This is a genomic window from uncultured Planococcus sp. (assembly GCF_947501725.1).
Classification (GTDB): domain Bacteria; phylum Bacillota; class Bacilli; order Bacillales_A; family Planococcaceae; genus Planococcus; species Planococcus donghaensis_C.
Window position 1 is genome coordinate 160,874 of the sequence record NZ_CANMXD010000012.1, and the last position, 21,727, is coordinate 182,600.

The 21,727-nt window shown below is 44.6% G+C and carries 25 protein-coding genes; 6 read left to right on the plus strand and 19 right to left on the minus strand.

The features are described from left to right. Window positions 1-35: 35 nt before the first annotated feature. Together abc-f and Q0785_RS17175 are read right to left on the minus strand one after the other, a co-directional pair. A complete protein-coding gene (abc-f, locus tag Q0785_RS17170; RefSeq protein ID WP_298832803.1) occupies window positions 36-1,667 on the minus strand; it encodes a ribosomal protection-like ABC-F family protein in 1,632 nt (543 codons plus the stop codon). A gap of 97 nt (window positions 1,668-1,764) precedes the next feature. Beyond that, window positions 1,765-1,902, minus strand: coding sequence for a hypothetical protein (locus Q0785_RS17175; protein ID WP_298832805.1), 138 nt, complete (start codon window positions 1,900-1,902; stop codon window positions 1,765-1,767). 172 nt (window positions 1,903-2,074) lie between these two features. On the opposite strand from Q0785_RS17175, the gene Q0785_RS17180 reads away from it, so the two are divergent. Then, window positions 2,075-2,386 carry a hypothetical protein gene (locus Q0785_RS17180; RefSeq protein ID WP_298832807.1) on the plus strand — a complete coding sequence of 104 codons (312 nt, stop codon included), beginning with the start codon at window positions 2,075-2,077 and terminating at the stop codon, window positions 2,384-2,386. A gap of 97 nt (window positions 2,387-2,483) precedes the next feature. Here the strand turns inward: Q0785_RS17180 and Q0785_RS17185 are convergent, their stop codons facing one another. The 9 genes from Q0785_RS17185 to Q0785_RS17225 form a co-directional block, all read right to left on the minus strand. Beyond that, a complete protein-coding gene (locus Q0785_RS17185; RefSeq protein ID WP_298832809.1) occupies window positions 2,484-3,419 on the minus strand; it encodes a magnesium transporter CorA family protein in 936 nt (311 codons plus the stop codon). Between the two features lie 60 nt (window positions 3,420-3,479). Then, window positions 3,480-3,647: a hypothetical protein gene (locus Q0785_RS17190; RefSeq protein WP_298832811.1), complete on the minus strand. Its 168-nt coding sequence runs from the start codon at window positions 3,645-3,647 to the stop codon at window positions 3,480-3,482. A 76-nt stretch (window positions 3,648-3,723) separates the two neighbouring features. Beyond that, window positions 3,724-4,137 (minus strand): NUDIX hydrolase, encoded by a 414-nt coding sequence (locus Q0785_RS17195; protein ID WP_298832813.1) that lies wholly within the window; start codon window positions 4,135-4,137, stop codon window positions 3,724-3,726. 176 nt (window positions 4,138-4,313) lie between these two features. Beyond that, window positions 4,314-4,787, minus strand: a complete 474-nt coding sequence (locus Q0785_RS17200) for a GNAT family N-acetyltransferase (RefSeq protein ID WP_298832815.1) — start codon at window positions 4,785-4,787, stop codon at window positions 4,314-4,316. Window positions 4,788-4,953: 166 nt separating this feature from the next. After that, a complete protein-coding gene (gene tatC, locus Q0785_RS17205; RefSeq protein WP_298832816.1) occupies window positions 4,954-5,808 on the minus strand; it encodes a twin-arginine translocase subunit TatC in 855 nt (284 codons plus the stop codon). Between the two features lie 10 nt (window positions 5,809-5,818). Continuing rightward, window positions 5,819-6,043 (minus strand): twin-arginine translocase TatA/TatE family subunit, encoded by a 225-nt coding sequence (gene tatA / locus Q0785_RS17210; RefSeq protein WP_298832818.1) that lies wholly within the window; start codon window positions 6,041-6,043, stop codon window positions 5,819-5,821. Between the two features lie 17 nt (window positions 6,044-6,060). Next, window positions 6,061-7,773, minus strand: a complete 1,713-nt coding sequence (locus Q0785_RS17215) for a GMC family oxidoreductase (RefSeq protein ID WP_298832821.1) — start codon at window positions 7,771-7,773, stop codon at window positions 6,061-6,063. Window positions 7,774-7,792: 19 nt separating this feature from the next. Then, window positions 7,793-8,548, minus strand: coding sequence for a gluconate 2-dehydrogenase subunit 3 family protein (locus tag Q0785_RS17220; RefSeq protein ID WP_298832823.1), 756 nt, complete (start codon window positions 8,546-8,548; stop codon window positions 7,793-7,795). A gap of 218 nt (window positions 8,549-8,766) precedes the next feature. After that, a complete protein-coding gene (locus Q0785_RS17225; RefSeq protein WP_298832825.1) occupies window positions 8,767-9,573 on the minus strand; it encodes a LysM peptidoglycan-binding domain-containing protein in 807 nt (268 codons plus the stop codon). A gap of 254 nt (window positions 9,574-9,827) precedes the next feature. On the opposite strand from Q0785_RS17225, the gene Q0785_RS17230 reads away from it, so the two are divergent. Continuing rightward, window positions 9,828-11,333, plus strand: a complete 1,506-nt coding sequence (locus tag Q0785_RS17230) for a BCCT family transporter (protein ID WP_298832827.1) — start codon at window positions 9,828-9,830, stop codon at window positions 11,331-11,333. A 43-nt stretch (window positions 11,334-11,376) separates the two neighbouring features. Here the strand turns inward: Q0785_RS17230 and Q0785_RS17235 are convergent, their stop codons facing one another. Next, window positions 11,377-12,363 carry an NAD(P)/FAD-dependent oxidoreductase gene (locus Q0785_RS17235; protein ID WP_298832830.1) on the minus strand — a complete coding sequence of 329 codons (987 nt, stop codon included), beginning with the start codon at window positions 12,361-12,363 and terminating at the stop codon, window positions 11,377-11,379. Between the two features lie 157 nt (window positions 12,364-12,520). Between Q0785_RS17235 and Q0785_RS17240 the strand changes: the two genes are divergently transcribed. The 3 genes from Q0785_RS17240 (at window position 12,521) to Q0785_RS17250 (ending at window position 14,903) form a co-directional block, all read left to right on the plus strand. Continuing rightward, the gene (locus Q0785_RS17240; protein WP_298832833.1) at window positions 12,521-13,312 is read left to right on the plus strand and encodes an SDR family oxidoreductase; all 792 of its coding nucleotides are present in this window, start codon (window positions 12,521-12,523) and stop codon (window positions 13,310-13,312) included. A 77-nt stretch (window positions 13,313-13,389) separates the two neighbouring features. Beyond that, a complete protein-coding gene (locus tag Q0785_RS17245; protein WP_298832836.1) occupies window positions 13,390-13,830 on the plus strand; it encodes a peptidylprolyl isomerase in 441 nt (146 codons plus the stop codon). 248 nt (window positions 13,831-14,078) lie between these two features. Continuing rightward, a complete protein-coding gene (locus tag Q0785_RS17250) occupies window positions 14,079-14,903 on the plus strand; it encodes a transporter substrate-binding domain-containing protein (protein WP_298832839.1) in 825 nt (274 codons plus the stop codon). Between the two features lie 213 nt (window positions 14,904-15,116). On the opposite strand, the gene Q0785_RS17255 is transcribed toward Q0785_RS17250, so the two are convergent. The 7 genes from Q0785_RS17255 to Q0785_RS17285 all read right to left on the minus strand — a co-directional run bounded on the left by Q0785_RS17255 (window position 15,117) and on the right by Q0785_RS17285 (window position 20,588). Continuing rightward, window positions 15,117-15,845, minus strand: coding sequence for an amino acid ABC transporter ATP-binding protein (locus Q0785_RS17255; RefSeq protein ID WP_298832842.1), 729 nt, complete (start codon window positions 15,843-15,845; stop codon window positions 15,117-15,119). After that, entirely contained in the window at window positions 15,842-16,486 is a 645-nt protein-coding gene (locus Q0785_RS17260) for an amino acid ABC transporter permease (RefSeq protein ID WP_298832845.1), read from the minus strand. Before Q0785_RS17260 ends, Q0785_RS17255 begins: the two co-directional genes overlap by 4 nt. A 57-nt stretch (window positions 16,487-16,543) precedes the next feature. Continuing rightward, window positions 16,544-17,332: a transporter substrate-binding domain-containing protein gene (locus Q0785_RS17265; protein WP_298832848.1), complete on the minus strand. Its 789-nt coding sequence runs from the start codon at window positions 17,330-17,332 to the stop codon at window positions 16,544-16,546. A gap of 115 nt (window positions 17,333-17,447) precedes the next feature. After that, window positions 17,448-18,539, minus strand: a complete 1,092-nt coding sequence (locus Q0785_RS17270; protein ID WP_298832851.1) for an AI-2E family transporter — start codon at window positions 18,537-18,539, stop codon at window positions 17,448-17,450. Between the two features lie 92 nt (window positions 18,540-18,631). Further along, window positions 18,632-18,913 (minus strand): hypothetical protein, encoded by a 282-nt coding sequence (locus tag Q0785_RS17275; protein WP_223637262.1) that lies wholly within the window; start codon window positions 18,911-18,913, stop codon window positions 18,632-18,634. Between the two features lie 95 nt (window positions 18,914-19,008). After that, a complete protein-coding gene (locus Q0785_RS17280) occupies window positions 19,009-19,521 on the minus strand; it encodes an isoprenylcysteine carboxylmethyltransferase family protein (RefSeq protein ID WP_298832857.1) in 513 nt (170 codons plus the stop codon). Further along, window positions 19,518-20,588 carry a 3-oxoacyl-[acyl-carrier-protein] synthase III C-terminal domain-containing protein gene (locus Q0785_RS17285; protein WP_298832860.1) on the minus strand — a complete coding sequence of 357 codons (1,071 nt, stop codon included), beginning with the start codon at window positions 20,586-20,588 and terminating at the stop codon, window positions 19,518-19,520. Before Q0785_RS17285 ends, Q0785_RS17280 begins: the two co-directional genes overlap by 4 nt. 177 nt (window positions 20,589-20,765) lie before the next feature. On the opposite strand from Q0785_RS17285, the gene Q0785_RS17290 reads away from it, so the two are divergent. After that, a complete protein-coding gene (locus tag Q0785_RS17290) occupies window positions 20,766-21,647 on the plus strand; it encodes a glycerophosphodiester phosphodiesterase family protein (protein ID WP_298832863.1) in 882 nt (293 codons plus the stop codon). Window positions 21,648-21,727: the final 80 nt, after the last annotated feature.

The window sequence follows — 21,727 nt, forward strand, 5'->3', positions numbered from 1 at the left end:
ACAGCCGTACAAGGATTGCCGTTCTTTCAAAAAAATTATTTTATAGCGGCCATGGCTTTTTCCCGTGCAGAGGAATAGTTTCCATCAAATCGTTCAAGGGTTTCATTTCTCAACCAATACGTTACCGGAAACAGCTTATCCAGGAAATAACGATCATGGGAAACGACGATCATGGTTCCCGGAAATTCACTTAAAGCCTCTTCCATCACTTCCTTCGCTTCCAAGTCGAGGTGGTTGGTGGGCTCATCTAAAATCAACAAATTATGATTTTGGTGCATCAACTGAGCCAGCCGAAGCCTCATCCGTTCACCACCGCTGAGCTGCCGAACCGGCTGGAAAACCATATTGCCGAAAAACAGGAACTTCGCCAGCATCGGTCGCGCATCATATTCAGAAACGGCAACAGCATCGCGGAATTCTTCGATAATAGTTCTATCGTTGTCCATCTCCAATGTATGCTGGGATAGATAACCGATGGATAAGCCGCTGCCCATTTTCACGCTGCCTGCATCTGCCTCCACTTTTCCCATCATCATATTGAGCAGTGTTGTTTTTCCTGCACCATTCGATCCTACAATCGCAACTCGTTCTCCATAACGGATATGCATCGAGGCATCATGGAACAAAATCCGATCTCCGAATCCTTTCCAGACGCCGTCCAAGACGATGACGTCTTTTCCGCTGCGCCCATCTATTTTAAAATCCAGTGCCATCTGCTTTTTGGATAATATTGGGCGGTCGAGAAGTTCGATACGGTTTAGGGCTTTTTCTATACTTTTCGCCTGCCGATGCATTCCTGCGTTCGGTGGATTGGCCCGGTTGGCCCATTCCTTCAACCTTTTAATGGTTTCTTTCATCTTTTGAATTTTCTTCTGCTGGTCCTGGTACTGCTGGAACTCGATCAGCAGGCGAGTTTCCCGTTCTTTGACATAGCTTGAATAGTTGCCAGTGTATTGAATCAAGTCTCCTTGATCCAGTTCCCAAATATGTGTCACCGTTTCGTCCAGAAAATAACGATCGTGGGAAACAAGGACTATCGTTCCTTTGTAATGGCTGATGAATGAACTTAACCATTCAATCGCTTCCAGATCCAGGTGATTTGTCGGTTCATCCAACAGCAGCAAATCGGGTTTCTGCAAAAGTAATTTCGCCAAGCCCACCTTTGTTTTTTCACCCCCGCTTAAATGTCCCCATTGTTCAAATTTGAGTTGCTTGATCTTCAACCCATTCAGTACTTGATCGATTTTCATATCCATATCATAGCCGCCGCGTTGAATAAAATCATCCTGTACCATGCCATAGCGCAGCAGCAGACGTTCCATCTCCTCTGGAGAAGTATTTTCCATTTGCCGCTCCAATCTTGTCAACTCATCTTGCAACAGAGTCAATTCCGAAAATACAGCAATCATCAGCTGCTCGACAGTCTGCTCTTCCTGTTCATCAGGCGACTGTTCCAGCAACCCAATGGTACAGCCTTTTTTCCAGGTCACCCCCCCTTCAGTCGGCTGTAAAGTTCCAGCCAGTACATTCAATAGAGTGGTTTTCCCTTCTCCATTTCTTCCAACAAGACCGATTCGCTGGTCTTGCATCACTTCTCCTTTTATTTGGTTGAATAGTTTCTGTGTCGCAAAATGACACATGACTTGTTGAAATTGGCTAATGATCATGACTCTCTTCCTCTCTGATGAAGAGACGCATGCACAGCAAAAAAAGGCACACCAAGAGGCATGCCTTTGCTACAATCCGTTTGCAGGCAGATGTCTCTTACTGGTAATTTCCACTTGATGCAGTTAGTTGAAAAAGGACAGACTTCTCCCGTCCAGCTGCTGCAGTGAAAGTAACGCCATGAAGAATGTATAGATATTCCTGACACTCTGTCATGCGCTTACCAGTTCGATTCATCTTACCCACCTCCTTGACCTATTTCTTACATCATACAACTCCGCAAGATTAGCGTCAATATTTTGTTGGAATATTCTTTTTATATCCACACCTATTAAAAAAGTAGGTATAAATCCCTTCAATTCGGGGTAACGATAAGTAACGGTATTTTAACGGAAAGGGGGATCAGAAAATGTCCATGTACTCTAAATTGACTTTTGATAACGATACCCGAAAAGTAGAGAAAGCATTGAAAAAGTACGAAGACAAAAAAACTGAAGCACTGGTTCTGCTTGCGGAAATAGGCATGCTTGAAAAAATGGAAGATGTCGAAGACGCAGAGCTTTGGAGAAGGCAGGCCATGAAAGAAAAACTTGTCACTGTAGAACGCCAGCGAAGAGATTTAAAAGAAATGATTGCAAATTATGTGGAAAAGCACGGAGACCAGGATCTGCATCGCTATACGGAATTATTGCAGGAACTCGAGAACGACAAGGCGAAGTAGAGAAAAGCAGGGATCCTTGAGATCCCTGCTTAAGTCTGTAAACAAAGTCCAATCGCAATGAAAAGCGGTTGGTTCATAAACCCCAACCGGTCCAGAGCTAATCCGATTTGCTTCGACTGATGGATTGCAGAATATCTCCCATCCACCCTTTACGCTTCAAATAGATATAGAGTATGAATGTAGACCCAATAATTATCCCCAAAGCACCGACATAGCCGAATTGCCATTTCAATTCAGGCATATTTTCGAAGTTCATCCCCCATAGAGCACCCCAGGCCATGATCGGAGTGAATAAAGTAGTCAAGACTGTTAAGGTTTTCATGATCTCGTTGCCTCGGTAATTGGCTACTACATTTTCGATATCCACCATATTATTGACTTCGTCTTCATATGAATTGACGAGCATGACACAGCGGCCAATACGGACAGCTGTCCGCTGATATTCGACTTCGGCTGTCACACTTTTCCCGAAAGTCTCTTCAATTGCCATTTTAATCTCTTGGAATCCCATAATCAGATGCTTCCATAAGAGAATTTCATGACGGACGTCCTCAATTTTTGCTAAGGTTTTCTTATTGTTCTTTTCTTTGATGGCCCATAGCAAATCGTGCAGACGTTCTTCGAAACTATCTATTTTATGTAGGATGGAAGCCACCATTTCACCAAGGATGATCATCATTACTTCTATAGAAGAATTGGCACTTTCCATTTGACGCAGAATCTCTTTTTTTTCCAAATCCGCATCTTCTTCAAAATCGATTTTATTGGTGACGAAGACATCATGGGAGAGATAGAAATGAAAAACTTGGCGAGAGCCTTCCGACTTCGCGCTCTGCCTGTAAATTAACGACCCCCATAAGGATTCTTTCCCGCGCTCACTGGTATGCGTATGGAGAATATTAACTGCCGGATTCTTCGATTTATCGATCCAACTTTTCATCTTTTCGTTTTCAGGAAGGAATTTACGGAAATTATCGCCTTCAACATCGTCCTCTTCATGCCATTTAGCGTGCCTGAAAGCATATTGCGGCATTGCCCTATCCCCTTTCGATTAATTGCTGCGATGCAAAAAGCAAGCCAGTACTTGGCTTGCCTACTTTTTATCCTGAGTATTGTCTCTGTATTTTTCATTCGAATTTTCTTCGTATTCCAAATCCCTGTTCGGCATAGGATCCATCTCTTTTTCAGGCGGCATATTGCGGCGCGGCTCGACTTCTGGAATCAGCTTTTCGCCTTCTTGGTTTTCACGGTCTTCCCTCATTCCAAGCACCTCCTTGGACTGTCTTTATTACCGTATTTACCCGTTTTTTTATTTTATAATCCAATGATGGCTTTGGTTATTGAACTGCCAGAGATTCAATCAATAATGCATCGTCGGGATACGCAAGCTCCAATTCCTCCAGTTCAGAAATCGGTTTCCAAGCCACGTCAGCAATCCACTCATCTCCATCATACAAAGTGATTTCACCGCCGATGACCTCCACTTTGAAATAAGTTAGCTCAAAAGATACTGCCGAATCCTCGTACTCGCCGGTTCTGGTGTTCAACTTTTCCAAAATCTGAACGGACAATCCAGTTTCATCGAAGAACTCCCGCACGCAACATTGTTCCACTGTTTCATCGCCCTCCATACCGCCCGCCGGCACCGTCCACTTCTTTTCTTCACCTGGAGCACCTTGCAGCACCAGCAATACCTCATTCTTTTCATTTACACAGACACCCGCTGCGCCTTTCCAATTCGACATTTCCATTAAAATCTCCCCTAAAATCTATTTTCGGTTAAAGCAGCTGCTTCTGTTTTCCAGAACCACCGGACTGCCAGTTCTTTTTACGTTACCACAGATTCCAGCAAACCGGGGATGGCTTCTGCAAATAATTCTGGACAAGACAAAACGGTTTGCCGAAGCAAACCGTTTCAGTGGGGGTCTTACTCTGCCTTCTTCCGATGTTCCTTTTCTAAAACGATGCCATGAGTGGCTTCCGGCAGACCAAGATCTCCCGAAAATCCATTTGCCCTATAAAAGGCATCCGCTCCAGAAGAATCTGTGCGGACAACAAGCTCTCGGAAATGATCCTGCGCATCTTCCAAAATCTGCTGGAGCAATTTGGTGCCGATTCCTTCTCGGCGGGCAGTTGAAGAGATATAGAATCTCCGAAGCCTGCCGACACCTTCTTTAGTAGAGTAAGGATCCCGGTTCAAACCGCCAATTGCCACCAATTGGTTGTGATGGTCCCATACTCCATAAAGCACTTCACCTGTCTTATTGAACGTGTTGCTGCCATCTTCATACTGATCCACGAGTCTTCTTAAAAAACGATAACCTTCTGCTTCGCTTTCTTCCAAAAGCTTTGAAACATCCACTTCTTTTAAATCATGGATTTCTTTGATTTCTACTGTCATGTCGTATCCTCCTCATTATGGATAATCACTTTCCACTTATGGATTTCTAGACAATCACCTGCTCTTTCAGTGTATAGCAGTTAAGAACTGATTGCCAATAAATATCAGAATTTTCTTTCAACAAATAAAACAGGAAAAACTGCAGTCTTCTGCAGCCTTCCCTGTTTTATGAGACGGTATCTTCAATTGCCGATTTTCGTTCTTCTGTTTTCTTGATGATGAAAATACTGGCTTCATAAAGACCCGCCATTGGAATCAAAACCAGCAACTGACTTAAGAAATCCGGCGGGGTGATCAGCGCTGAAACGATGGCCAGCACAAGATACGACCATTTCCTCACCTTTTTCATCGAAACTGAAGTCAAAACCCCGATAGACGATAAAAACAAAGCAATAATCGGCATCTCGAAAAGCAAGCCCAGCGGCACTGTCGTCATGATAAGGAAATGGATATATTCATTTGCTGAAATCATGACATCGAAATTCGCCATCCCCATCCCGATTAAAAATTGAAAACTTAACGGGTTGACGATAAAGTAACCAAAGGCGATTCCCAAGACAAACAGTAAAAACATGACCGGGGAATAGAGCCCCAGAAAACGCGCCTCTCTTTCCTCAAGCCCTGGTTTTACAAATTGCCAGATGAAATGAATAAGAAATGGCAGGGATAGCCCCAATGCCAATGTCGCTGAAATGGAAGTGTAGAATTTTATCACTTCTAAGGGACCTAAAATAACCAGGTTATTGCCCTTGACGATATATGGAAACCAAAAATTCAAAGTTGAGAAGACAAGCAATAGAAACAATAGGAAAACAATTGCGCTTTTAATCAGTTGTTTCCGCAGCTCCCCTAGATGGTCAACTAAAGTTTCCACTTGCTTTGCCGACTCTTCCACCGGTGGTTCCCGCTCTTCAATAGGGGGCTCCGGTATTTTTTCCGGAGCCTTTTCCGCAGGCTTTTCTGGCTGTGCCGCTTTTTTACGCAGCGGACTTGTTAAGTTTCTGTCTCCATACGGATCCATTTAACCACCTTCATAGCTTCTCAGATTTTTTAAGGTCTTTATCCTCGACAGTTTCTTTTTTCACCGTTTCTTCGTCATCATCGTCCATCAAGCCTTTGGTCGAACGCTTAAATTCTGAGAATGTCTTTCCTACTGCACCACCGATCTCCGGCAGTTTCTTCGGTCCGAAAATTATTAAGACAATCACTAAGATGATGATCAGTCCCGGTACACCAATTGAAGCTAATCCACCCATATAGTTTCCTCCTTTAATTAAACAAGTGATCCGCCTTCACGACTGTAGCGAATTACGCCTTCAGCACAGCGGTAAGCCAAAGCGCCGACTGTTCCCGTCGGATTGTAGCCGCCATTATGGGCAAAATTCCCGGCTCCTACGACAAATAGATTTTCAGCATCCCAATGCTGCAGGAAATTATTGACGACACTGGTGCCTGGATCCGCGCCCATGATGGTTCCGCCTGTATTGTGGGTAGTCTGGTAAGGAACAATGTCATAGTCTGAAATCGGATTTCCGGCCACCACTGTTTTCGCGCCCATTTCCTGCATGATTTCTCCTGCTCTTTCCGTGATGTAGCTATGGAGCGCCCGGTCTTGATCAGTGAAGTTATAAGTCAGCTGCAGCAACGGAACCCCGTAAACGTCTTTGTAGGTGCCATCGAGCGCCATATAGTTTTCTCTATGTGGCATGGAAGCTCCTTGGCCACCAACACCTAATGTTCTTGTATAGTTTTCGATTGAAGCCCGCTTAAAATCTGCACCCCAAGAAGGCGTATCCGGCGGAATCGGATTATGGAGAATCGGCCGGGATCCGGTTTGTGTCATGGATAAACTGGCTCCATGTATGAAATCTAAATCACCATGATCGAAAGCATCTCCATTAAAATCATCAACGCTCATTCCAAGAGCCCCAGCACCCATAAAAGTGTTCATCTGTTCATCAAAGAAACCAGATGCTCCAGGTAAAATTTGGTAGGCGTAATTTTTGCCAAGTGTCCCTTGGCCTGTCTCTGGATCATACTGCTGTCCAATATCGGACACCATCAACAGCTTGGCATTATTTAAGACGTAGCTTGTCAGAACGACAACATTCGCCGGCTGGATAAATTCTTCGAACGTCACTGTATCATAATAGCGGACTCCCGTGACCCGATCGCCCTCTTTCATCACTTCAACCACGTTTGCATTAAACTTGATTTCGTAATTCCCTGTTTCTCTGGCTGCCGGAACGACAGTAATTTCCGGAGAAGTTTTTGCACCGTACTCACAGCCAAAACGTTCACAGAATCCGCAATATTGGCATGCATTGATCTGCTGGCCATCCGGATTTTCATAAGGTTCCGATAAGTTAGCAGACGGCAACATGAAAGGCGACAGCCCTAAATTGGAAGTTGCTGTTTCAAAGCGCTGCAAGAGAGGCGTCTTTTTCATCGGCGGTGTTGGGTAATCGCTTGAACGTTCGCCCGCGAACGGGTTATTGTTTTCCCCTGAAATGCCGGCAGTCTTTTCAAAACGATCAAAATACGGTTCCAGTTCATCGTAGGTGATCCCCCAATCCTGAATGGTATATTCAGCCGGAAGTTTATTGGCTCCGTATTTTTCATCGGTCATTGTTTTTATCTGAAAATCATACGGCAGGAAACGCCAGGTCTGTCCATTCCAGTGAGTTCCTGAACCGCCTAAACCCTCCCCTAACAGGAAAGAGCCCATCTGGCGCATCGGCAATGCACGCTGTTGCCGATTATTGCGGAAAGTAATGGTTTCTTTTGACAAATCCTGCATCAATTCATAGCGGACAGCGTAGCGGTATTCATCATGGACAATACTGAAATCCTCTGTACCGCGTTCACGGCCGCGTTCCAGTCCTACTACTTTAAGCCCTTCCTTCGCACATTCAGCGGCAATGATTCCACCAGTCCATCCTACCCCCACCGTTACTACATCAACGCTGTCTAATGTCGTCACCATATAAGTTCCCCCTCTTCATTTAATGCTCCATTCCAAGAGACTGAGGTTCAATTTCCACAAAATCTTCACTGTCGATTTCATTGATATAGGCAGCCTGATGTCCTGGGAAGCCCTTCATCCGCCATCCCTCCATATTATGGTTGCCTCCATAAATCGGATCCGCATAAGCCCCTTCGAGTGTTGCCTGTCTCAAGAGACGGAAAAAGAACAGGGAAGTTGTTCCTCTCATCTGAATTTCATCCTCTTGGAAAGCTGTCAGGATCTCATCCATCTGGCCACCTTCCAAATCTACAAAATTAGCGTTGAACCGGCTTTGGGCTTCCTGCTGCATCAATTGGATGCCCTGGCGGAACATCTCATTTCTTTTTAGCCGGCTTTGATAGCCTTGAGTAAGCTCCCCCTCAAAAAAAGGACCTTGCATGTATTCTTTTGAATTTTCTCCATAGCTGCCTGCCAACTGCTGATCGATAAAATAAGCTACACCTAATCCAATGGCTCCCGGCCCCAAATCATCTTCCGGAAAAATCCGTTCGGTTGCCTGATTTAAAATTTCGAACTCCGCATTATTTTTAAAGAATGTCAGTCCCCGAACTCCCCCCGGAGCTCCTGTCGACTCTTGAGGAGTTCCAGGAGCATTAGTGGATGCTGTGTCCTGCCGATTTGTATTAGCTCCGATCAAACCGCCGATAATGCCGCCGCCAATCAATGCGCCCGTGGCTATCCCTGAAGTTTTCAAAAAATCCCTGCGAGAAAAATTTTTAGTTTTGTCCGCCATCCAACTGGCCCCCTTGTAATTTAAAAGAAAATTCAGAATACTAGTTTTATACCCGTTCAGCAGATTCTTATTCATAATTTCTTGAAGAAATTTTTGACAACAAATGATCAAATAAAAAAAGAACCAATCCCTGGCAAAAGGGACCGGTTCTTTCGTTTATTAATGAACATAAAAAGAAGCCAAGGGAATGGACACCTCGGCTTTGTAGCAAAATACTTTTAGTTTAATACTTTAATTGTGATGTTTTTGCGGCCCCAATCAAGAGCTGCTCCTTGTGACGGAATGAAGACATCAATTTTATTGCCTTTAATTGCGCCGCCAGTATCGCCAGCGATTGCTTCACCATATCCTTCGACCCATACTTTAGAGCCAAGTGGAATTACTGAAGGATCCACCGCGATTACTTTTTGGTTCGGATTTGAACGAAGGTCAATTCCTGTTGCTGTAGTTCCTGAACATCCTGCACAGTAAGCTGTATAAGCTGTCGCAGAGACAGTCATTGTTTTACCGGATTGAGTCGAAGCGGCTGCAGGTGCTTTTTCTGCAGGAACACTTGCTGGTGCCGGTGCTGCTGGTGCTGTTGATTTCGCTGGTGCTGGTGCTGCTGCAGTTTTAGCAGGTGCTTTTTCTGCCACTGCTGTGCCGCCTTTAACAACCAGTTCTTCACCAGGATAGATAAGGTGACCGGAAACGCCATTCCAGCTCACTAGGCTGTCCAATGAAATTCCGTGTGCACTGGCAATTTTAAATAATGTGTCACCTGATTTTACTGTATATGTTGAGTTGTCTGCTTTTGTTTCTGATGCTGCTTGTCCATCGACTTTAAGTTCCTGGCTCGGCAAGATCAAATCTGAGGATAGGTTGTTCCATCCTTTTAAGCTTTCTACTGATACGTTCTTATCTTGTGAAATTCCCCAAAGTGTGTCCCCTGATTGGACTGTATACGATGATGAAGCACTAGCTGTAGTTGCTGCTCCCACACTTAAAGCTGCGATAGCAGTTAGTGTAACGATTTGCTTTTTCATAAATTGAAATTCCTCCTTTTCACTAACTTGAACGATCATAACACCTCCACATTTCAGGAGCATGACAGAACGTCAGACGGAAGATAACAATTTAATGACACATAATGAGGGTTTGTTACAGGCTGTAATAAAACTGTTAATTAGGCGCCGAATCTTTTCAAGCTTGAAAGAAGTCGAATTTAAACCGTTTACCTCTCGTAAATCAGGGAATATTAGAATGTTATTTAAAGAAATTAAATAGAGGGGGAAACCACTTGAAAAATGTCACGGTAGTTTTTTGGACTTCATTGTCAATATGTATAGGAATGGTAGCCTGGGGACTGGTTTCACCAGAAAACTTCAAGTCACAGACCGGCGCTCTGACTTCAGCCATCTCCAGCACATTCGGCTGGTATTATCTTCTCACGGTATTCCTGATCTTGGTTTTTTGTGTGTACTTGATTTTCTCCAGATTCTCCAATTTAAAATTGGGGAAGCCCGGAGACAAACCGGAGTTTTCACTCATCTCATGGTTTGCGATGCTGTTCAGTGCCGGAATGGGGATGGGGCTTGTTTTCTGGACAACAGCCGAACCGATATCCCACGCATTCATCAATGCTCCCAAATCTGAATTGGGATCCGATCAGGCGATTCAGGAAGCGATGCAATTCTCATTTTTCCATTGGGGACTGCATGCATGGGCTGTTTATGGAATCGTTGCATTGGTTTTGGCTTACTTCAAATTCCATAACGATGCACCTGGATTGATCAGCGCCACTCTCATTCCTTTATTCGGCAAAAAACTGATGGCTGGTCCACTTGGAAAACTGATTGATACACTGGCTGTTTTTGCAACAGTCATCGGCGTTGCTTCGACACTTGGATTCGGTTCTGCCCAAATGAATGAAGGCATCTCCTTTCTATTCGGTACACCAAACAACTTTGCTTTCCAGATGCTGATTCTCGCTGTAGCTACGGTCCTTTTTATCGCTTCCGCCTCATCCGGCATCGGACGCGGCATCAAATACTTAAGTAACATCAATATGGTCCTTGCTTTTGTTCTATTAGTGCTCCTATTGATCGTTGGACCGACCCTTTATATTTTCAATTCGTTCGCTGATGCCATCGGCGGATATATGACCAATTTCTTTTCCATGAGCTTTAATTTGGAACCGATCAATGAGGAGCGTCGTGCCTGGGTCGATGGTTGGACTGTGTTCTATTGGGCCTGGTGGATTTCATGGGCACCTTTTGTCGGCATTTTCATTGCCCGCATTTCCCGTGGACGAACAGTCAAAGAGTTCATGCTCGGGGTTCTGCTGGTCCCTTCATTAGTATGTTTCATCTTTTTTGCGGTCTTTGGCGTCTCCGCATTGAATCTTGAACAAAACAACATCGCGAAAATTTCCGAATATACTTTTGAGACGGCTACATTCGGTGTTCTGCAGTATTATCCACTCGGAACTCTATTATCCATTATCACGTTGTTTGTAATTGCCATCTTTTTCATCACTTCTGCCGATTCTGCTACGTTCGTGCTTGGCATGCAGACAACTGGCGGCATGTTGAATCCTCCGAATCTGGTGAAAATCACATGGGGTCTTATCCAATCAGCCGTTGCCGCCATCGTCATCTATACGGGTGGTACACAAGGATTGCAGAATTCGCTGATTATTGCAGCTCTGCCCTTTTCGGTCGTCATCATCTTGATGGGCGTGTCCTTCCTCAAGGCCGCCTCCCTTGATCCATTGGCGAAAAAGGAAAAGGATAGAAGACGCTAAAAAAAGATCCGGCACATAAAAAATGTGCCGGATCTTTTTTATATTATTTAAAGACGCTGGTACTATGCAATGGCTGAACTTTCGATTTCGGATCCAAATAGGATTTAGCATTATTGATGGCTGTCGGCGCTTCACCGAAACCTACCGCAATCAGTTTGACTTTGCCTTCATATGTTGCAATGTCACCTGCTGCATAAATGCCGGGAATACTCGTTTCCATTTTGGAATTTACAATCACCGAGTTTTTATCCATCTCCAAGCCCCATTCTTTGATAGCTCCTAGAGAAGTGATATTGCCATAGTTGACGATGACATGATCCACGTCAAGACGTTCTTCATTGCCTTCTTTGTCGATCAGTACAAGCTCGCTGATCTGGCCATTTTCACCAACCAACTCTTTGACGCCGTAAGGTTTTTTCACTTCCACTTTAGAATCCATCAGGACATCGATATTCGCCTCATGGGCAGTCATTTTGTCTCTACGGTGGCTCAATGTCACCTGGGATGCTACGTTTTCAAGCATCATCGCCCAGTCAACTGCTGAATCGCCTCCGCCTAGCACAACTACTTTTTTATCACTGAAAACAGTCAAATCCTTAACGCCGTAATGAAGCGTTTTGCCTTCGAAAACTTCACAGCCATCAACTGCAAGTTTACGCGGCTGGAATGCACCGACGCCGGCAGTCAACAGGATGGCCTTTGTGTAATGCAGGCCTTTATCTGTCTGGATCACGAAATGGTCCCCGTGTCGCTCAGCAGCTGTTACAGTTTCTTCGAGGCAAATTTCTGGATCTCCATACTTTGCCTGCTGTACGAGATTATCCACAAGGTCTTTCGCCAATACTTTCGGAAATCCGCCTACATCGTAAATGAATTTATCCGGATACAGCTCTGTCAATTGACCACCAAGTTGTGGCAAGCTGTCCAAAATCTTCACTTTCATTTTGCGCATACCACCGTAAAAGGAAGCAAACAGGCCAGTTGGCCCGCCGCCAATAATTGTAATATCAAAAACTTCGCGTTCTTCCATTTATAACACTCCTAATCTAATCAGTAACTATATCCTATCATATTTACCCTGGATTCACGCCATTGGACTTATGACGGAAATTAAAAAAATAAAAGTTTGAATTATCTGTTTGCTATCCTTAAACTGAAGGTTGTATACACAAGAAAGGATGAGTGCAGTGGATTTAGGAATCAAAGAAAAAGTAGTGATCGTGATGGCTTCGAGTAAAGGACTTGGTAAAGCGACGGCACTCGAATTCGCAAAAGAAGGTGCTACGGTCATCCTTTCGAGCCGCAACCAGCAGACCCTTGACGAAACTGCCGCTGAAATCAAAGAGACTTCAGGAAATCAGCAAGTGTTTTCCCATGTTTGCGATATCTCCAAAGAGGATGACATCCAGAAACTTGTTCAATTCGTTGCCGATCAATTCGGACGGATTGATGTTTTGATCAACAACACAGGCGGTCCTAAAGCCGGAGGATTTGATGCAGTCGAAGATGCCGACTGGTATAAAGCATTCGATCAGAATCTGCTCAGCTATGTCCGCACCTCCCGCGCCGTCCTTCCCTATATGAAGAAACAGCAGTTCGGACGCATCATCAACGTCTCCTCTTCTTCAGTCAAAGAAGTGATTGACGGCCTGATCCTTTCCAACACGCTCCGTGCAGGAATGGTCGGCTTCGCGAAGACCCTGGCGCGTGAAGTCGCCGGCGACAATATCCTCGTCAACACGGTCGGCCCTGGCCGGTTCGCTACAGACCGCGTAGCAGAGCTGGATGGGATTGCAGCAGACAAACAAGGCGTCCCGATTGAACAGATTACCGAAAAGAGCAAGTCCACCATTCCAGCCGGCCGGTATGGTGAGCCCGAAGAATTCGCCAAAATCGTCGTTTTCCTGGCCTCAGCTGCCAACTCATTCATGACCGGCCAATCCCTTGTCATAGAAGGCGGTTCATTAAAAGCTTTATAATGTGCCAAATGATTATACAGCCAACCGAAAAATCGATATACTGGGAAATGAACCAATTATAAAGGAGATGTTTTAGAATGGCGAAAAAAGGACACATCCACATGGAAAACGGCGATATCATCGAATTCGAACTTTTCCCGAACGAAGCACCTAACACGGTTGCAAACTTTGAGGAGCTTGCAAACTCCGGCTTCTATAACGACGTAACATTCCACCGCGTGATTCCTGGCTTCGTAAGCCAAGGCGGCGACCCAACCGGCACTGGCGCTGGCGGCAGCGGCAAAACAATCAAATGCGAAACTGAAGGCAACCCGCATAAGCATCAAGCAGGAAGCTTATCAATGGCACATGCCGGTAAAGATACTGGCTCAAGCCAATTCTTTATCGTCCATGCACCACAACCGCACCTTGATGGCGTACACACTGTCTTCGGACAAGTGACTTCAGGACTTGAAACTGCCAAAGCGATGAGCAATGGCGACAAAATGACAAAAGTCCACGTCTTTGACGAAGAATAAAACTTAACTGAGTTTGACCGATCTGGATGGTATTCCAGATCGGTTTTTTAGTTGGAATTAATAAAAATAAAGATTCTTTTATTCCATTTGGGTATAATTTCATCCGTAGTTCCCGCACCCAATGAAAGGATGAAAGAAGTGAAAAACTTCCCAAAAAATAATTCCGAAAATTAAGTCAATTAAGTAGCATTACATCAAATAAGTGATATATTAAATGTGAGAAATTCATTAGATAAGGGGTGGGTAAAGTGAAGAAATTCAGTTTCTTGCTGCTGCTTTTAGCCCTGTTAATTATTGTCGCCGCATGCACGCAGGAAAGTGAACAATCTGAAGAAGAAAGTGGGTCTGCCGGAGAAGAACAAACAGTCGAGAACGAGGAAGGGACCATGAGCACAGAGGATCAGCCGTATGCCGTAGGAATTGACACTTCGTATGCACCCTTTGAGTTCCAAACAGGCGGTGAATACACAGGAATTGACATTGAATTGATGAATGCAATTGCGGAACTTCAGGGATTTGAAGTTGAATTCAACCCAATGAATTTCGATGAAATCATCCCCGCCTTGGAAGCCGGAGATTTGGACATCGCGATTGCTGGGATGAGCATTACAGAGGAAAGACAAGAAGTTGTGGATTTCTCAGACCCTTATTTTGATGCTGGATTAGCTCTTGCCGTCCCTGTAGATAATACGGAAATCAACTCACTGGAGGATTTGGAAGGAGAAGTAGTGGGCGTAAAAAATGGAACTACCGGCTCTAAGTTTCTTTACGACAACCGCGAAGAATTCGGTTATCGGATATCGAGCTTCGACGAAAGCCCTACCATGTTCGCGGAAATGGAAAATGGCTATTTAGATGCTGTCGTGGAAGATTATCCCGTGATTGCTTATGCGATCAGCACAAAAGACCTGGAAATTAAAATTGTGGAAGAGCGATTGACCACCGAACAATACGGCATCGCTGTACTAAAAGGAGAAAATGACGAATTGCTTGAACAAATCAACGCTGGCCTTCAGGAACTGCGCGACAACGGTGAATACGACGAAATACTTAATAAGTACTATATTCCTTGAAAATAGATTCTGGAAAACCAACTGAACCCGCCCTGAATTTATCTTCGGGACGGGTTTCGCGCGGCGTCTTTCAAGCGCCGCGATCCACAGATCGGGAAATACGATCAGTAGCAGATTAAATACGATCCATTGGCCTTGAAATACGATCCACAACAAGCCAAATACGATCCACCAGAAAAAAGCCAAAAAAAAATACGCCCGCAGGCGCATTTTCTATAAGACTTTGCTCAAAAACGCTTTTGTCCGCTCATGCTGTGGATTACCGAACAATTCCTTCGGCACATTTTCTTCTACAATATACCCACCATCGATAAACAGGACACGGTCACCCATTTCAGCAGCGAACCCCATCTCATGCGTTACGACGACCATGGTCATGCCTTCACGCGCCAGTTGTTTCATGACATCCAGTACATCCCCCACCATCTCGGGATCGAGCGCAGAAGTCGGCTCATCGAAAAGCATGATTTTCGGATCCATCGCAAGCGCGCGCGCAATGGCGACGCGCTGTTTCTGGCCTCCGGAAAGCTCACCCGGATAAGCTTTCGCCTTCTCCCGCAATCCGACTTTATCCAATAGTTCGTACGCCTTTTTCTCGCTGGCTTTTCTGTCGCTTTTCTTTACTTTCATCGGCGCGAGGATAACGTTTTCCAACACCGATTTATGAGGAAACAAATTGAATTGCTGGAACACCATGCCGACGTCCTGGCGAATTTTGTTGATGTCTATTTTAGGATTTGTGATGTCGACTCCTTCGATATAGACATGCCCTCCCGTAATTTCTTCCAAGCGGTTCAAGCAGCGAAGAAAGGTGCTTTTACCTGATCCGGATGGCCCGATGACGCAAATAACTTCTTTTTCTTCCACGACAGTGCTCATATCTTTGATAACTTCCAAATCGCCGAACGATTTTTTTAAGTTTTCCACTCTGATCATAGTCATCTTAAGACAAACTTCCTTTCTACAAAGCTCGCCAGCATGGAGAGCAAGTATATGACGACAAAGTAAATGATCCCTAAAATCAAGTACACATTAAAAGCATCAAATGTGGCGCTGGCCTGTATCCGGCCTTCCTGTGTCAAATCCGCAACTCCGATGACCGATAGCAGAGACGTATCCTTCAATGAAATGATCGCCTGATTGGTGATGGTCGGCAACATTCTTCTGAAAGCCTGCGGTAAAATGATATAGCGCATATTCTGCGTTGAATTCAACCCCAGTGAACGCGCCGCTTCCGTCTGCCCTTTATCGATCGACTGAATACCCGCACGGATAATTTCCGAGAAATAGGCCCCCGCGTTGATCGCCACTGTCACAATTCCAGCAGTAGTATTATCCAAAGAGATGAAATCCAATGAATTCAAGCCGAAATAGATGAAGAACAGCTGGACGATGAACGGTGTTCCCCGAATGGCATCAACAAAGATTTTTGCTATCCAATTCAGGATCTTCAACGGTGCCAACCTGAACAGCGCGACAACCAAGCCAATCAGAAAACCAATGACGATGGCAATGGCGAAAATATATAATGTGACTTGCAGCCCTTCCATTAAGTACGGTAAAGCATTGATAATTGTATCCATATCCACATCCCCTTTGCATCAAAAAATGCAGCGCGCTTCTGCGCGCTGCATCCATTTTTATTCAGCTGCGATATACTTCGCCAAAATTTCATCATATTCTCCGCTGGCACGCAATTCCTCAAGGCCTGCATTGATTTTTTCAAGAAGTTCTGCGTTTTCACCTTTCAACACGGCAATTCCGTACTGATCTCCAGTTAAACGTTCACCCACTGTTTTCAAATCAAGTCCACTTTCCGCAATTGCATAGGCGATGACCGGATAATCTTCCAGCAATACATCAGCATTTCCGTTTGATACTTCCTGGAACATCGATGGGCTGTCTTCAAATTGAGCAATCGTATAACCATATTCAGCTTCATTGTCGCGAGCAAATTGCGCTCCTGTCGTTCCGCTCTTAACAGCTACCGTCTTGCCTTCGAGATCTTCCAGAGCCGTGATGTCATTATTGCTTTCAGCTACTACCAGAGACAATCCTGCATCAAAATAAGGATCGGAAAAATCAACCACTTCTTTGCGTTCTTCTGTAATACTCATACCCGCAATTGCAACGTCCAATTGGCCTGCCTGCAAAGCTGGGATGATTCCACCAAAATCCATCGGGCTGAATTCAATTTCGAACCCTTGATTTTCAGCAATCGCTTTGATCAAATCAATATCGATTCCTGTATATTCGCCGTCCACTTCAAATTCGAAAGGTGGATAGGTGGTATCGATTCCTACCGTATATGTTTCCCCTTCAGTGCCGCCGTCACCGCTTGTCGTTCCTTCTTCACTTTCGTCGGATCCACAGGCAGCAATCACGAGCATCATGGCAATCAATAGTGCTAAAAGACTCCACTTCTTCATTTTATTTCCCCCTTGTTTTCTTTCATCAGTCAATCTAAGTAATAATATATCATAATTTTCTCAATTCCAGAACCTTTGATAGAAAATAACCAACATTCTGCGAAATGGACCAGTACTAATTAACCTCTTTTCTGGCCACTTCCCTTTTTTTGCGAAGGCGGATGAACAAACGGAAATTATGAACCAATGTTTTAACTACCGCATATGTTGGAATCGCAATTAAAATCCCGATAAAGCCGTATAAAGCACCTGCTATCATCAGCAACAGGATAATCGTCAGTGGATGGATATTCAAGCGGTTGCCCATGATGTTGGGAGTGACTAAGTTTCCTTCAAGCTGCTGGACGACCAGCAATACCAGAACCACTTTTACCGCCATCCACATGTCTCCACTCATCAACGCGACAAAAAGAGCTGGAATAATTCCGATGAGCGGACCTAAAAAAGGCACAATGATCAAGAACATGGCAAAGATAGCTAAGCTTAAGGCATAATCCAGTCCGATGATCAGATACCCGATGTACATCAGCACGCCCACTACAGCCGCGACAATTGCCTGGCCCACAATGAACGAAGAAAGTGTCTGGTCGACATCCTTCAATAATTTTTTGCCCTCAGGCTTGTGTTCTTCCGGTAAATACTTCATTAAATGAGGAATGAACTTTTCATCATCCTTCAATAGAAAGAACAAAACAAAAGGGACGACAATCAGCACAATGGCGATATTCACAACCATCCCTAAAATGTTCATCACATTATTCAGCAAATCTTCTGAAAGTTTTTTCAGATAGTTCAAAGCCCAATCCCTTATTTCCGGCCCTGTTACTCCTCCCAATTGAAAATCAGACAGGAAATTGTTTGATTCCTCGGTCACTTCTTCAACCGTTTCTGGAGCCAGGTTCGCTAAGCTCTCAACTTGATTGGTGATAACCGGTCCGAAAAAATAAATCAAAATGGATAAAAGTAAGATAATGACAGTAAAGACGATTCCGATTCCAGCAATTTTGGGTACATAGCGCATCAGCCATTTCACAAGTGGCCGCAACAGATAATAGAGAAGGCCACCCAGTAGTATCGGTGCAAAAATAGTAGCAATGACGACCTGCAGGGGTTCAAATAGGTAATCGATTTTCCCCAGGAAAAACAAAGTGACTGCAACAAGCAAAACTGCCGTTGTATATTCAAAAAACGGTTTTTTAATCCACAAAGTTATTCCACCTTTCTTATTCCTAAAATAATTCCAGCGCACAAAAAAAGCGAAAGCAAATAGGAGCTTTGCTTTCGCTTGCTGTCATCCTTTTATTTATCTTCTTCAAGTTCCTTCATTTCTTTATGGGTTTGTGGGAATGCGTTTGCCTGCCATTCATCCCGGTAAGCAGAATCCAACTGAGACAAGCCTTGCTCCGCAGAATCCTCCAGAGCTTCAACGCTTTCACGTTCGTCCACTTTTTTACTGTTGCGCATATCCGTATCTTCTTTTACACTTACTGTGTTTTTTTCCTGATACGCTTTATAAACAAAAATTCCTGAGGCTGCTGCGAGCGCGCTGCCAATAAGCGTATTCATCGTTGATTTTTTCATCCGAATCCCTCCAAAAATTACATGGTTTTCTTTCACTCTTCTTTGTATACCCTCTATATGATTTTTTAACTAGGTCTGCTCATTTTTTTTATGTTTCAGGATTTTAATTGCTGTAAGGCTTTTTCTTCCGCCGGAATACGAACAAGGAGAAGCAGGAGCGCATTTGCAATACTGAAGATCAAAGCTGTTCGCCACGCTCCGAAGACAAGCGGCAATGCGCCTATCTCTAAAGCCACTACAAGGTAATTGGGATGTGGCAGCCAGCGATAAGGCCCCTTCTTCACTTTTTCGGCTCCAGGAAGGACCAGGATTTTAGTGTTCCAAAAGCGGCCAAGTGACGATAAAGCCCAAATTCGCAACCCCTGTGCAATGGCGAAAATCACCAAAAAAACTTGCCAACCGTCTCCAAGACCGCCTTCTGATGACCATACTTCCACTACCAGGGACAGAAAGAAAAGCACATGAAGCAAAACGATCCATTTATAATGCCGGGCACCAACTTCGATTGCCCCTTGTCTTCTCATGGCTTTTTCGTTGGAACGCGCATAGGCTACTTCCAACAGGCGCTGCAAGATGACAAAGCCCGTCAACAGATAGAAGAATGTCATAACACGGATTCTCCCCACTCAAGCCACAGCATTTCCGAACTGAAACCCGGGCCTAAAGCGGTAAGCAAGCCCTCTTCCCCCTGCCGCGGTTTCTTTTCCATGAAATCCTTCAGTACATAAAGCACTGTGGGCGAAGACATATTGCCGTACTTCGCGAGCACCGCTCTTGAGATAGCCGTTTTTCCAGTTGATAAGCCAAGTGATTTCTCATAGGCTGCCAACACCTTCTTGCCCCCGGGATGAGCAATGAAGTGGGTAATATCTGCAGACGTTCTTGAAATCCCCCCTAAAAAGAGATCTACATTGGGCTTCAGCCATTTTTCGATGATTTTTGGGATATCACGTGAAAAAACTACATGAAGCCCTTCATCTTTGACATCCCATCCCATGACGTCTTCAGAGTCCCGCATCAACGTTGATTGTGTTTCTTTAATATGAAATCCTTCTCCCGGCAAACGTACGCTGTCTCCTGTAACCAAGGCACAGGCGGCACCGTCTGCAAACAGGGAAGTTCCGATCAAATTGCTTTTTGAGGTATCAGAGCGCTGAAAGGTTAAACTGCAGAGTTCCAGACAAAGTACCACCACGACCGCTTTCGGGTAAGCACGGCAATAGTCGTCCGCACGGCTGATGCCTGACGCGCCCCCTGCACAGCCAAGCCCCCATAAGGGAATGCGCTTCACGTGCTGCGGCATCTGCAGGATATTCATAATCCGGGCATCAATAGTCGGCGTGGACATTCCCGAACTTGATACAAAAATGAAAGCATCTACGTCCTCTTTATCCACCTGTGCTTCTTCCAGACAGCGGGATACAGCGAGGCTGCCCATTTTCACTGCCTCCTCTACATAAAGCCGATTCTTTTCTTCCAATCCCCGCTCTTCTTCAAACCAGACTAAAGGAGCAGCAAAGTAGCGGCCTTCAATCTGGCCGTTGCCAAATACCTTTAAAAGCCTTTCAATGTCTGTGTAATGGCCGCCGAATAAATTCCGGACCACATTGACAATTTCTTTTTGATCCACGTAGTAAGGAGCATTTTCCGTAACTACTTTTCGAATCATGGACATCGGCATTTCCTCCTCTGTATCGTAATTCCCTATTCTTTCCCTCTAGCGCAATAACTTGAGATGCTCCTCTTCCTAATGCATCTGACATGAATATTCCAAAATTACCCTGCCGAGCTTTCCGATAAACTTATTCACCCGAACCTTGTATACTTAAAAGTGAAGAGAAGGAGGAAGCTTATGGCGGTTAATCGACAGACACTCGGATGGCAATTAAACAGTTACGATGATTTCTTTAAAGCTTTACAGAAAAAGCAGCATCCCCTGACTCCCGTCGCCCACCGCGGCCTGTGGAATCCGGCTCCTGAAAACTCACTTCCCGCTATTCAAAACTGTATAAACCATAATATTTATTTAATCGAATTGGACATGCAATTGACCAAAGACGGTCAGATTGTTCTCATGCATGACAGCACCGTTGACCGGACGACGAATGGCTCGGGAGAAATAGAGCAACTGACATTAAAAGAAATAAAACAATTATCTTTAAAAGAATTGAATGGCGGACCCAACGCAAAAAATACCAAAGAACAAGTGCCCACACTTCTCGAAGTTCTTCCATTGATCAAAGGAAAAGCCATGATCAATGCAGATAAGGCTTGGGATTTACGGCATGAACTTTATGCTTTGGTCGAACAGCATGATTTGTTTGATTATTTCATGTTGAAAAGCGATAAACCCGTTGAACAACTAACTGCCTTTTTTGATTCCAAACCGCGAAACATGTCTTATATGCATAAGTTGAGCGATAAAAACCTTCACCAACTTGACCTGCTGCTGGAGACCGTCTCCCCAACGGCGATTGAACTCCTTTTTTATACAGAGGACGACGTGGTGGTATCCGACAAGATCATCTCCAAACTAAAAGACCAAACGAATTTATGGGGCAATGCACTTGATTTCGCTGAAAATGCCCGGCGCTCGGATTCCCTTTCCCTTTTAGATCCCGATAAAGGCTGGGGCTGGTTTATAGACCGAGGCATCACCCTTATTCAAACAAACTATTCACTGCAATTCATGGACTACGCAGAAAAGAAAATGAAAGTAAACGAACCCGGCTGAGTCTGAACCGCACCCCAAATGGTAGACACTTTAAAAAAGTGACCCATTTGGGGTTTTTTCTGTTTTCTGACCCCGGTATA

Excerpts from the sequence above, each read along its gene's own strand:
- Q0785_RS17215 (WP_298832821.1), bottom strand. The coding sequence starts at position 7,773 with ATGGTGACGACATTAGACAGCGTTGATGTAGTAACGGTGGGGGTAGGA.
- Q0785_RS17285 (WP_298832860.1), bottom strand. The coding sequence starts at position 20,588 with ATGTCCATGATTCGAAAAGTAGTTACGGAAAATGCTCCTTACTACGTG.
- Q0785_RS17235 (WP_298832830.1), bottom strand. The coding sequence starts at position 12,363 with ATGGAAGAACGCGAAGTTTTTGATATTACAATTATTGGCGGCGGGCCA.
- Q0785_RS17190 (WP_298832811.1), bottom strand. The coding sequence starts at position 3,647 with ATGAGGGAAGACCGTGAAAACCAAGAAGGCGAAAAGCTGATTCCAGAA.
- Q0785_RS17290 (WP_298832863.1), top strand. The coding sequence starts at position 20,766 with ATGGCGGTTAATCGACAGACACTCGGATGGCAATTAAACAGTTACGAT.
- Q0785_RS17280 (WP_298832857.1), bottom strand. The coding sequence starts at position 19,521 with ATGACATTCTTCTATCTGTTGACGGGCTTTGTCATCTTGCAGCGCCTG.
- Q0785_RS17225 (WP_298832825.1), bottom strand. The coding sequence starts at position 9,573 with ATGAAAAAGCAAATCGTTACACTAACTGCTATCGCAGCTTTAAGTGTG.
- Q0785_RS17265 (WP_298832848.1), bottom strand. The coding sequence starts at position 17,332 with ATGAAGAAGTGGAGTCTTTTAGCACTATTGATTGCCATGATGCTCGTG.
- Q0785_RS17220 (WP_298832823.1), bottom strand. The coding sequence starts at position 8,548 with ATGGCGGACAAAACTAAAAATTTTTCTCGCAGGGATTTTTTGAAAACT.
- Q0785_RS17245 (WP_298832836.1), top strand. The coding sequence starts at position 13,390 with ATGGCGAAAAAAGGACACATCCACATGGAAAACGGCGATATCATCGAA.
- Q0785_RS17175 (WP_298832805.1), bottom strand. The coding sequence starts at position 1,902 with ATGAATCGAACTGGTAAGCGCATGACAGAGTGTCAGGAATATCTATAC.
- Q0785_RS17180 (WP_298832807.1), top strand. The coding sequence starts at position 2,075 with ATGTCCATGTACTCTAAATTGACTTTTGATAACGATACCCGAAAAGTA.
- Q0785_RS17255 (WP_298832842.1), bottom strand. The coding sequence starts at position 15,845 with ATGACTATGATCAGAGTGGAAAACTTAAAAAAATCGTTCGGCGATTTG.
- Q0785_RS17260 (WP_298832845.1), bottom strand. The coding sequence starts at position 16,486 with ATGGATACAATTATCAATGCTTTACCGTACTTAATGGAAGGGCTGCAA.
- abc-f (WP_298832803.1), bottom strand. The coding sequence starts at position 1,667 with ATGATCATTAGCCAATTTCAACAAGTCATGTGTCATTTTGCGACACAG.
- Q0785_RS17200 (WP_298832815.1), bottom strand. The coding sequence starts at position 4,787 with ATGACAGTAGAAATCAAAGAAATCCATGATTTAAAAGAAGTGGATGTT.
- tatC (WP_298832816.1), bottom strand. The coding sequence starts at position 5,808 with ATGGATCCGTATGGAGACAGAAACTTAACAAGTCCGCTGCGTAAAAAA.
- Q0785_RS17185 (WP_298832809.1), bottom strand. The coding sequence starts at position 3,419 with ATGCCGCAATATGCTTTCAGGCACGCTAAATGGCATGAAGAGGACGAT.
- Q0785_RS17195 (WP_298832813.1), bottom strand. The coding sequence starts at position 4,137 with ATGGAAATGTCGAATTGGAAAGGCGCAGCGGGTGTCTGTGTAAATGAA.
- tatA (WP_298832818.1), bottom strand. The coding sequence starts at position 6,043 with ATGGGTGGATTAGCTTCAATTGGTGTACCGGGACTGATCATCATCTTA.
- Q0785_RS17275 (WP_223637262.1), bottom strand. The coding sequence starts at position 18,913 with ATGAAAAAATCAACGATGAATACGCTTATTGGCAGCGCGCTCGCAGCA.